General features: G+C 42.0%; 1 protein-coding gene. It reads left to right on the forward strand.

The window, feature by feature from the left end:
• The coding region (gene tuf, locus GQ598_RS10865; RefSeq protein ID WP_160404130.1) for an elongation factor Tu at window positions 1–1181 on the forward strand (1181 nt) is incomplete at its 3' end.

The following is a 1181-nucleotide window of genomic DNA, read 5'->3' on the forward strand; positions in this document are numbered from 1 at the left end:
ATGTCTAAAGAAAAATTTGAACGTACAAAACCCCACGTTAACGTTGGTACAATCGGCCACGTTGACCATGGTAAAACAACTTTAACTGCGGCAATTACTTCTGTACTTGCTAAAAAATACGGCGGTCAAGCTCGTGCATTCGATCAAATCGATAACGCACCAGAAGAAAAAGCACGTGGTATCACCATCAACACTTCACACGTTGAATATGACACACCAACTCGTCACTACGCACACGTAGACTGCCCGGGCCATGCTGACTATGTTAAAAACATGATCACTGGTGCGGCACAAATGGACGGTGCTATCTTAGTAGTAGCAGCAACAGATGGTCCTATGCCACAAACTCGTGAGCACATTCTTTTAGGTCGTCAAGTAGGTGTTCCTTACATCATCGTATTCTTAAACAAATGTGATATGGTTGATGACGAAGAGTTATTAGAATTAGTTGAAATGGAAGTACGTGAACTTCTATCTCAATATGATTTCCCAGGTGATGATACACCAGTTATTCGTGGTTCAGCGCTTAAAGCGTTAGAAGGCGAAGCAGCATGGGAAGACAAAATTGTTGAATTAGCTGAAGCATTAGACAGCTACATTCCAGAACCAGAGCGTGATATCGACAAACCATTCCTATTACCAATTGAAGACGTATTCTCAATTTCAGGTCGTGGTACAGTAGTAACTGGTCGTGTTGAACGCGGTGTAATCAAAGTTGGTGAAGAAGTTGAAATCGTTGGTATCAAACCAACTGCTAAAACAACTTGTACTGGTGTTGAAATGTTCCGTAAATTACTTGACGAAGGCCGTGCGGGTGAAAACGTTGGTGTATTACTACGTGGTACAAAACGTGAAGAAATCGAACGTGGTCAAGTACTTGCAAAACCAGGTTCAATCACTCCACATACTGATTTCGAATCAGAAGTGTATATCTTAAGTAAAGATGAAGGTGGTCGTCACACTCCATTCTTCAAAGGTTACCGTCCACAGTTCTACTTCCGTACAACTGACGTAACTGGTACTATCGAATTACCAGAAGGCGTAGAAATGGTAATGCCTGGTGATAACATCAAAATGACAGTATCATTAATTCACCCAATCGCGATGGCAGACGGCTTACGTTTTGCGATTCGTGAAGGTGGTCGTACTGTTGGTGCTGGTGTTGTTGCTAAAGTTATTAA

It is taken from the genome of Gilliamella sp. Pas-s95 (assembly GCF_009795795.1).
Classification (GTDB): Bacteria; Pseudomonadota; Gammaproteobacteria; order Enterobacterales; family Orbaceae; genus Gilliamella; species Gilliamella bombicola.